The organism is Lishizhenia sp. (assembly GCF_057456495.1).
Genome location: NZ_JBVCPV010000112.1, coordinates 1 through 9,932 on the forward strand (window position 1 = coordinate 1; position 9,932 = coordinate 9,932).

General features: G+C 36.1%; 8 protein-coding genes. 3 read left to right on the top strand and 5 right to left on the bottom strand.

Going from position 1 to position 9,932, the window contains the following annotated elements; all coding sequences use genetic code 11:
* The 3 genes from AC22ZQ_RS09105 to AC22ZQ_RS09115 all read left to right on the top strand — a co-directional run.
* Positions 1 to 873: outer membrane beta-barrel family protein (locus AC22ZQ_RS09105; RefSeq protein ID WP_318958470.1), on the top strand; the 873-nt coding region annotated here is incomplete at its 5' end.
* 108 nt (positions 874 to 981) lie between these two features.
* Complete coding sequence (locus AC22ZQ_RS09110; RefSeq protein WP_318958471.1) at positions 982 to 2,199, top strand: NAD(P)-dependent oxidoreductase; 1,218 nt, start codon at positions 982 to 984, stop codon at positions 2,197 to 2,199.
* A gap of 108 nt (positions 2,200 to 2,307) precedes the next feature.
* On the top strand, positions 2,308 to 4,383 hold the full coding sequence (locus AC22ZQ_RS09115) for a hypothetical protein (protein WP_318958472.1): 2,076 nt from the start codon (positions 2,308 to 2,310) through the stop codon (positions 4,381 to 4,383).
* Positions 4,384 to 4,438: 55 nt separating this feature from the next.
* Here AC22ZQ_RS09115 and AC22ZQ_RS09120 read toward each other — a convergent pair whose 3' ends face one another.
* The 5 genes from AC22ZQ_RS09120 to AC22ZQ_RS09140 all read right to left on the bottom strand — a co-directional run.
* Positions 4,439 to 5,746, bottom strand: coding sequence for a DEAD/DEAH box helicase (locus tag AC22ZQ_RS09120; protein WP_318958473.1), 1,308 nt, complete (start codon positions 5,744 to 5,746; stop codon positions 4,439 to 4,441).
* A gap of 27 nt (positions 5,747 to 5,773) precedes the next feature.
* Positions 5,774 to 6,283 carry a class I SAM-dependent methyltransferase gene (locus tag AC22ZQ_RS09125; protein WP_318958477.1) on the bottom strand — a complete coding sequence of 170 codons (510 nt, stop codon included), beginning with the start codon at positions 6,281 to 6,283 and terminating at the stop codon, positions 5,774 to 5,776.
* Between the two features lie 52 nt (positions 6,284 to 6,335).
* Positions 6,336 to 7,598 carry a dihydroorotase gene (locus AC22ZQ_RS09130; RefSeq protein ID WP_318958474.1) on the bottom strand — a complete coding sequence of 421 codons (1,263 nt, stop codon included), beginning with the start codon at positions 7,596 to 7,598 and terminating at the stop codon, positions 6,336 to 6,338.
* Positions 7,599 to 7,643: 45 nt separating this feature from the next.
* Positions 7,644 to 9,686, bottom strand: coding sequence for a BatA domain-containing protein (locus AC22ZQ_RS09135; RefSeq protein ID WP_318958475.1), 2,043 nt, complete (start codon positions 9,684 to 9,686; stop codon positions 7,644 to 7,646).
* Positions 9,687 to 9,746: 60 nt separating this feature from the next.
* A partial coding sequence (locus AC22ZQ_RS09140; protein WP_318958476.1) for a DUF2400 family protein occupies positions 9,747 to 9,932 on the bottom strand: 186 nt, incomplete at its 5' end.

The following is a 9,932-nucleotide window of genomic DNA, read 5'->3' on the forward strand; positions in this document are numbered from 1 at the left end:
AGTCCTCGTTTATTAACGACCAATGAAAATTACGAGAATAATTATTTTTCATTCTTCCCGTCCGCACACATCACGTATAAGTTAAAGAAGAAATTAGAGTTAACAGCCTCTTATTCGAGAAGAATAAATAGACCGAATTCAAGGAACTTAAATCCCTTCCCGAATTATTCAGATCCCTTGAATTTAAGAGTTGGAAACCCGGCTTTGAATCCAGAATACATTAATTCTTATGAAGTAGGTGTTTTACAAGATTGGAAGAAATTGAATTTTTCGTCAACTGCTTACTTTAGACATACTACAGATGTGATTCAACGTATTAAAGAATTTTACGATGATGGTACTAGTGCGGTTAAGTTTGTGAATTTAAGTGAGAAATACAATTACGGTATTGAAATGGTAGGGGTATACAGACCATTTAAAATTTGGAAAAATATTATTTCTTTCAATGCCTACGGTACACAGTACAAAGACAATTCTGTTCAAAATGTTACTAATAATGCTGGTTTTAGCTGGAATGTGAAATTGAACTCTACTATAGATTTATTTAAAAACACAACTACTGTGCAGTTAACTACTTCTTACGTAGCGAAGCGTATTACAGCTCAAGGATACATTCAACCAAAAAGAGGTATAGATATTTCTGTAAATCGCAGATTTTTTGACAAGAAATTAACCCTTGGTTTACAATTACAAGATGTCTTTAATAATAAAGGTTTTGTGATTTGGATAGACCAACCAGATGTTCAACAATATTCAGAGTATAAGTGGCAAAGTAGAAGATTGCGTTTCAATATTTCTTACAAGTTTGGTAAGCTTGAAATGTCAAGAGGAAAAGACATGCCTACTGGAGGTGGTGAAGGTTTCGACTTTTAACAAAACCAAACGAATATGAATTAGATCTCAACACCCGCGTTTTAAATGCGGGTGTGTCGTATTTATTCGAATCATCTTTTTATTTTTGCTGGAAATTATTTAGAGAGTATGGCAACAAAAATAGGAGTCCTAAGAGAGGGAAAGGTACCACCAGATAAGCGAGTGGCCTTAACACCAAAGAAATGTGTTGAAGTAATGGAGCGTTTTAAAGACGTAGAAGTTGTAGTTCAACCCAGTTCTATTAGGGCTTTTAAAGATGAAGACTATACAGCTCTAGGAGTGAAACTTCAAGAAGATCTTTCAGATTGTGATGTGATTTTTGGTGTGAAAGAGGTAAACAAAGAAGATTTGATACCTAACAAACACTTCTTTTTCTTTTCACACACCTACAAGAAGCAGCCTTACAATAGAGCCTTGTTAAATGCAATCTTAGATAAAAAGATTCAGTTAACAGACTATGAGGTACTCACAGACGAAAACAACATGCGTTTGATTGGTTTTGGTAGATATGCTGGAATTGTGGGAGCGTATAATGGTTTTAGGACCTTTGGTTTAAAACATAAGCTTTACGATTTAAAACCGGCGAATCAATGCTTTGATAGAGCAGAGATGGAAGGTGAGTTAGCAAAAGTAAACTTACCGAACAATATGAAAATCGTTCTTACGGGTTACGGTAGAGTTGGATACGGAGCGAGAGAAATCATGGCTTTGTTACCGATTAAAGAAGTAAGCTCAGAAGAGTTTTTAAATAATGAATTTACAGAACCTGTATTCACACAGTTAAATGTAGATGAGTACAACGCAAAGGCTGATGGTTCTGAGTTTGATAAGCATGCTTTCTACAAAGATGGTAGTGGACACGTAAGTACTTTCCCAAGATACTTGGCACATGCTCACATGTACATTGCTTGTCATTACTATCACGTAAGCGCGCCTTTCTTATTTACGAGAGAGGATATGAAGAATGAAGATGTAGTTACAAGTGTAGTTGCTGATATTTCTTGTGATATTGACGGTCCTGTAGCTTCAACAATACGTCCATCTACAATTGCAGATCCTATTTATGGCTACAATCCTGAAACGGAGCAAGAGGTAGACTTCATGGATGAGGATGCTGTAGCGGTTATGGCTGTAGATAACTTGCCATGTGAATTGCCAAGAGATGCTTCAGAAGACTTCGGGAAAGAATTAATGAAGGCTATTTTACCTGCTCTATTAGAAGAAGACCCAACTGATATTATTGGTAGAGGTTCCGAAACTACGAAAGAGGGCAAGTTAACAGAGAAATTCGCTTACTTAGAAGCTTACGTAAAAGGCGAAGAGTAAGATTTTAAATATTTAGAGAAGTCCTCAGCTTTGCTTGGGGACTTTTTTTATGCGCAAATTTTCGGTTTTTAACTTGACCAATAAAGGAGGAAACTTATCTTTACTCTTATGCAAAAACTGATTACCGAAATTCCTTTGATTTGGGGTGCCTTGTGGATAGCGTTGAGTTTTCTACTGAGTTTATGGTACTACAGAAAAAAAGATTGGTTGTCAGATCTATCCAGAGGTTTAGTAATCCTTATGCTATCACTTCGTTTTTTAGCATTATCTCTTTTGGGGATACTGGTTTTGGGCATCATGTATGCCTCAGAAGAAGAAAGGGTAGAGCATCCCATTTTAATCAATATTGTAGATGATTCTCAGTCGATGTTGAATTACAAGGATAGTTCGACGGTAAAGGAGAGTATCAATGCGTATCAAGCAACAATTACAGAGAAATTTGGCCATGATTACGAAATTTTAAATTTCTACGGAAGTCGCTTACAAGAGGAGCAAGCTTATGCTTTTGAAAATCAAAAGAGTGATTTAAGCGCCTATTTTGAAGGGGTATACGAAAAGTATTATCAGCGAAACATAGGTGGGATAATTTTCTATTCTGATGGTAATTTCAATGCTGGAATTAATCCAATATACAGTGCTGAAAAAATAAAACTTACGCCTGTATTCACGGTAGGTGTAGGAGATACAATAGAGAAAACAGATCAACTCATTCGCGAGGTATTGGCCAATGACATTGCTTTCCTGAACAATCAATTTCAGGTTTCAGTCAATGTTGAAGCACGCAAATTGAAAGGAAAAAGAGTAGCCTTGAACATCTATAAAGGTGAAAAGCGTATAGGGCAAGAGTTTATCAGTTATGAGAAAGACGGTTTAACGAGTCAGAAGGTAGATTTCACGCTTAATGCAGATCAAATTGGATACCAACACTACAGGGTGGAATTAACCCGTGTAGAGGAGGAGTATAACCTTAAAAATAACTTCTATGATTTTTATGTAGAGGTAATGGATGGAAGAAATAAGGTGCTGTTGACCAGTAATGCACCGCATCCAGATTTGGGAGCTATTAAAAATGCATTATCCGATAATGATAACCTCAGTGTAGATGCGAAAGTAATTGATAAGGTTGAGGGAGCATTGAACAACTATGACCTTATTGTTCTACACGATCCAGGAACCTTGTCTTCTGAGAAATTGACAGAGATAATGGCCACGAATAAACCTGTGCTATTCATATTAGGAACGCAAAGTGGTGATGAGGTAATCAATGATTTACCTATAGGACTTAAAACTCGTCTGGGAAATCAATTGGATGATGTTCAGGGAGCGGTAAATAAGTCTTTCTCTAGTTTTGTGATAGATGATGAGTTAGCTCAAACCTTGGCTCAATTTCCCCCCTTACAAGTTAAATATGGAAATATGCTTCCTGCCAACAATACTGATGTTGCTATATATCAAAGTTTGGGGAATGTAGCCACTAAGAAACCTTTGTTGTTCTTTAATGAAAGTAACGGGGTAAAATATGGGACGATAGCAGGTGAAGGAATTTGGAGGTGGAAAATTGCTGATTTTGCTAGAAATAATTCTACCAAGCATTTCAATAGTTTGATGGATAAGATTACCCAATATTTAGTATTGAAAAAGGATGCCTCTAATTTAAGAGTGAAGTTAGCCCGATCGAATTCCACATTAGAAGATGTTCGAATTCAAGCAGAATTTTATAATGACAATTTAGAACGGGTTACTGCAGCAGATATTCAATTTGTACTCAAGAAAGGGGAGGAAGAGAATGTATATGACTTCGCGAAAACAGCAGAAGCATATCATTTGAATTTAGGTAAACTACCTGCCGGACAATATACCTGGAAGGCACAGGCAACATTCAATGGTAAAAGCTTTGAAAAACAAGGGGAATTAGTAGTGAATGCAGTAATCAAAGAAGATTTAGATACGAAAGCAAACCACTTGCTGTTGCAACAAATTGCGGCAAATTCTCAAGGGAAATTCTTCACGCTAGGTCAACAAGAAGCTTTAGTAAATGAACTGAGTAAAAGAGGGGATATCACACCAATTACCTATACGCGTTCAACGTATAAAGATTTGATAGATTTCATAGGACTATTTGTTCTTGTGGTTGCTTTACTAACAGTAGAATGGTTCTTGAGAAGATATAACGGCGCATATTAGGCATAAAAAAAAGGACCATCAAATTGAGGTCCTTATATCTCCTATGGATTTTTGCTTATCTACACCAAGAAACGCGAACCTTCTTATTTTTCATTTTTTGATTATCCACTTTTTCTTTCACTTTATTGGCGTGTGAGCTCAATACACTCACATAAGTAAAATTGTCTTTAAGTGTGATTTTACCCAATTCTTTATTAGTTATTTCTCCTGTTTTACAGAAAAAACCAACAACATCCATTTTTCTAATTTTATTCTTTTTACCCAGGGGCAAGTATAGGGTAGAGTACGGAGCAAAAATTTCTGCTTCTTGTGCTTCTTCTTTCAACTCCTCAATACCTTGTAGGAAATCAGGGATACCTTTACTCTCATCTAGCAAGTAGTATACATCTCCCGATTTGTTCATCCTTCCTGTTCTACCATTTCTGTGCGTGTCTGCATTGTTCTTCAGACTATCATTCTGAATGGGTAGTTGGTAGTGAATTACCTCCTCGATATCGTCTATATCTATACCACGTGCACCTAAATCTGTACAAATCATAATTGTGGTGCTACCGTGTTCAAATTTTATCAACTCTCTTTCGCGCTCACGTTGATCCATTCCTCCGTGGAACAAACTACATGGGAATTCTAGAAGGTGAAAATATTTGTAAACCATTTCAGCACGTTCCCTGTGTGTAGTGAAGATGATTTTCTTCTTTTCGGGATGGAGTAGGGCAATGTTTCTCAAGGCTTCTAATTTGTCCTCGTGTTCATACATTACCAAATGCTTGTAAATTTTAGGTTTATTTCCTTCTGTATAATCTTTAGTTTCAAAGGTGTATTGATTGATGAAACTTGGAATTTCTTCAATTTGAGTTGCTGAGTTTAATATGATTTTCTTCCAGTGATCTTGGTAACTCACTATTTGCCCCAATTCATTGTGGAAGCCAATTTCGAGCATTTTGTCGTATTCGTCCAAGATAAGCATGTCGAATTCAACATCCTGTAAAGCTCCTCGATCCATGTGGTCCAAAAGTCTACCAGGTGTAGCAATTACCAAATTTACTCCCTCAGCAAGTTGGTTTTCCTCACGTTTAAATTCATTTCCACCGTAAATAGCAAGGGAACTGTATTCAACCCTACTTTGCTTGATTACATCATTGATTTGTATCGCTAACTCCCTGGTTGGTGTTAGCACTAAAATCTTTGCATTCGGATGTTTTTGAAGGTGTAAAAGCGCTCTGATAACAAAGGCAATCGTTTTACCTGAACCCGTAGGAGAGATGACGATTTGATAGTTGGAAGTACTCTTCCATGCATCTTCTTGAAGCGCTGTATATTGTTGAATGGAAAACCTTTGTAAAAGTTCTTTTTTTAAATTCATGAAAATAGTTTGCGCCAAAAACGCGGACTACTTTGTACAAGTGTACACAAAAGCCGGAGGCAGATTTAACGCCGTAAACTTGATGTGCATTTCTTTGAAGTAGTGTGTAATATCGTTTTTAGCCTGTAATGAATATTGAAATTGTATGTATTTACCTTTTTTCTTCAGGTTTTTATAACTCGTGCTTAGAATAGATTTCGTTAATTCATCAGAGAAATTGGCCAAGGGTAAAGATGAGATTACCACATCGGCGTATTCCACACCGTGAGCATTTAAATGTTGTGCTAAATTTTCTGCACTGTCGTGAATGAGTATTACACGAGGATCATTGAGTTGGTTCTTTAAATTATTGTAAAAATCGTCGTTGAGTTCAAATACAAAAAGCTTTGCATCCTCATTTAAATTCTCTAATAATCTGCGGGTAAAAACTCCAGTTCCAGGTCCTAATTCTACAATGGCAGAACAATTTTGAAAATCAATTCCTTCAAGCATTTTTTTGGCGAGGAAACGTGAGCTTGGACTCACAGCACCAACCATTTTTTTTTCTTTTAAATACTGCTTCAGGAAATTGGGTTTCTTCTTCAAAATTTTAAATGTCTTTGTAAGCTAATTTACCATTATTGATGATAGCTACAACATTTCCATTTAATTTTTTATTCAAAAATGGCGAATTTTGTGATTTTGATAAATTCGTATCAGCATTCAGCGTAGTTTCCCCACTAGTGCTGTATACCGTAAGATCAGCATACGCATCTTTTTCAATAGAATTTACATTTAATCCTAAAATTTCACGTGCTCCTTTGCTCAATTTTTCAACTACTAAATCAATTTTTTCTGGGGCAGTTGTATTTAAGGATGCAAATAAAGTTTGAAGGGTGATAGCACCGTACGAAGCATTGTCGAATTCAACATCTTTCTCTTCTTTGTCGTGTGGTCTATGATCCGCAACAATGGCATCAATAGTTCCTTCTTCTAAACCTATCCAAAGTGCTTCTCTATCACTTTCTCTTCGGTAAGGAGGTCTCACTTTATGGTTAGAATCAAATCCAAGAACGGCAGTTTCATTAAAGATTAAATGATTTGCGTGTACGTCAGCAGTAACATTCAAGCCTTTTGCTTTCGCCTCTTTAATTAACTCCACACTTTCTGCACAGGATACTCCCGTTACGTGTAATCTTCCTTCTGTATATTCTAATAAACGTAAGTCTCTTCTTAACTGAATAGTTTCAGAAATCGTAGGATTTGCCTTTAAACCTGTTTTAGTTGAAGCTTCACCTTCATTCACCATTCCTTCTCCTGATAAACTTGGATCTTTAGGGAAAGCCATAACCGTTGCACCAAAGTTTTTAGTGTACAATAAGGCTCTGTACATAATTCCAGAATTCACAGATAACAGATCATCAGAGAATACACGTACACCGTTTTGGTACATGTCGTACATTTCTGATAAGTTTTCTCCTTTATGGTTTTCTGTAATTGTTCCTAAAGGATGAAGAGAAACTACATTCCCGTTGGCTTTTGCTTTTACATATTCTACTTGACTCTTACCTGAAATTGAAGGAGTAGTAGAAGGCAGTAAACCTAAGTGGGTATATCCACCGGCAGCTGCAGTTTGTAATCCTGTAAAAATATCGTCTTTATGTTCCTCTCCTGGATCGCAGAAGGTACTTTTCATATCTACCCAACCTTGAGAAACACATAAGTTTTCTCCAGCAATACTCAAAGCTTCATCATCTGTAATGCTTTTCTCAATGTTAACCACACGATCATTTTCTATTAAAAGATCTACTACTTGATTGTGAAAAGATGATGCTTGATCTTTTACTGTAACGGCTTTGAGTAATATTTTCATTTTTCCTCTTTTTATATAAGGGTGAAACAAGGTTTAAACGACGAATTATTTGAAGATTTTCGTACGAATAACGATCATTTCTAAGATTAAAAAAACTAGCGACAAAAATAATAGAATTCGCCAGTATGTTTGCGGTTTTTCTAAATCTAATTGTGCGATTTCTTCTGCGTTAACGATGCTACTCGTATTCACTTTAGTTGCGCCTTTTGCTTTGAGCTGAATTTCAATTTGTTCTAGGTTTGCAATTTCTAAATTAGATTCCAAACGGTTGTAATTAAGGGCCAATCTTCCCAATTCCTTTTCTTGTTGAATGCTGTATATACCATCACTTAGGGTTTGTTGTACGGCCCTGTTATCCAAACTCAATTCAACAAAGTTATTGTCGCGTATAGCTGGAGGAATGAAGTCAATTTCATTTTTAAGTAAATGTATAGCCGTTTCATTTTGGTTTTCCAATCGCATTCTGTAAACAGAACTTTCACCAAGTGTACTAAACATAGGGTTACTACGCTGCGACAATTCACCCATTCTCAACAAAAAAGTAGAAAATAAACTGTGAGAAATAAGTTTACTGTATTCCTTTTGAAGGGGCGCAGCGAAGAGATATACTTTGTTGGCACCTCTGCTTCTAACAAAGTAAGGTGTGTTGTTTTGGAAACCGAGTAGGTCAATGGCGTTGAAGGCTGTATTTGAAATCAATGGGTAATATTGAAAAACTTCTGGCAGTGAAATGTTGTTTGGTTTTTGTTGGAAAACTCCATCGAAAAAGTTGTCTCCTAGATTGATGCTTGTTACTGCTAAATCATTCTCTTTCAAGGGACCCAAATTTGGCATTTTAAGGGTGGAAAGCAATTGGTTATATTGTTGCGTATTTATGTTTGTTCCAGGTATAATACAAAGAGATCCACCTTGTTTGACATAATCAGTTAATAATGCGATTTGACCAGTACTAATGGTGTTGAGACCATTGAAAACCACTAAGTCTGCTGCTAGAACATCTTCACGTTGCATTTGATTTTCTAATACAGATCTGTACTTGTAATAATCATCGGTGTCATAAACCCACGCTGGGTTTTCTAAAGAGTTACTTGTGTTTACAATTAAAACTTGATTTTCATTTCTCACCGTGTAGGCGAAATAAAATCTATCATCGAAATATACCTGTTGATCATTTACTTCAACGTAACCAGATTTTTCTCCAGCCGCATTGTCTGTATAATTAAAGATTTTAGTTGTGCTTTCCTTTGCGTTTACATCTACAAGCATATTTCTGGAATACTCACCAATTACCAGTTTTAGCTCTACATTTTTAAGGTCAGTTTCTCCCTTATTGTTGATGCGTACATTGAGCTCATTGTTGCGGTTTATTTTTCTCAATGGACTACTAAACCAAACAGAGTCTATATAAATATTCTCTTTGTTCTGTGCTTGTAATTGAATGAGTTGATATGCTGTTGAACTATCTGGACTTACGTTTTGTAAAGTGCTTTGATTTTCTTGGAAGTCAGAAAGTACAATGAGTTGATTGTGGCCTTCCGCATTTTTCTGTTGAATAATTTCGCCATGTAAACTAATAACGTCTTCTAAAACTTTGCGTTCAGGGATGAGGCGAATATTATCTACCTTATCAAGTGCATCTTGTTTATTAATAACTCGACGTTCAATGCCACTTAAACTATTGGTTAGTATAAGGAATTCTGTATTGGGTTTAGATTCGCTTATAATGGATTTTGCCGATTCTTTTGCTTCACTGAGTAACTCACCTTGCATACCCATAGCCTGCATAGAAAAGGAATTGTCTATATAAATTCCTTGAACGGAGGATTTGTTATTGACCACATTTTCTTGAAGGGGGATATAAGGTTGAGCAAAGGCCAATACCAAACAGATAAAAGCCAAGCATCTTAGTAAAAGAATGATGAAATGCTTGAGTTTTTGCGTACTTCTGGTTTTTTCTTCTACATTTTTAAGGAAACGCAAACTTGAAAAATACAAGGTTTTATAGCGTCTAAAATTGAATAAATGTATGATGATAGGTAGGGCTAAAACGCCTAGTGCATAAAGAAAAGCCGGGTTCGCAAATTTCATGTTACCAAAGATAATTTTTTTGACGAATTACAGCTGTCATACTTCGATAAACTACTCTGCTTAAAACTTATCAAAAGCACCTAGTCCAAACAGGGCGTAGTCATATTTTACAGGATCCGTTTTATCGAATTTTCTCAAATTGGTCATGAGCTCTTCCAGTGCGGTCCAGTCGTTTTGTTTTCTTTTTAATAAACCTAGTTTTCGGGCAACATTCCCGGTGTGAACATCAAGTGGAAGCATGAGTTC

Coding starts and splice junctions, on each gene's coding strand:
- AC22ZQ_RS09135 (WP_318958475.1), bottom strand. CDS start 9,686: ATGAAATTTGCGAACCCGGCTTTTCTTTATGCACTAGGCGTTTTAGCC.
- AC22ZQ_RS09115 (WP_318958472.1), top strand. CDS start 2,308: ATGCAAAAACTGATTACCGAAATTCCTTTGATTTGGGGTGCCTTGTGG.
- AC22ZQ_RS09110 (WP_318958471.1), top strand. CDS start 982: ATGGCAACAAAAATAGGAGTCCTAAGAGAGGGAAAGGTACCACCAGAT.
- AC22ZQ_RS09125 (WP_318958477.1), bottom strand. CDS start 6,283: ATGGTTGGTGCTGTGAGTCCAAGCTCACGTTTCCTCGCCAAAAAAATG.
- AC22ZQ_RS09120 (WP_318958473.1), bottom strand. CDS start 5,746: ATGAATTTAAAAAAAGAACTTTTACAAAGGTTTTCCATTCAACAATAT.
- AC22ZQ_RS09130 (WP_318958474.1), bottom strand. CDS start 7,598: ATGAAAATATTACTCAAAGCCGTTACAGTAAAAGATCAAGCATCATCT.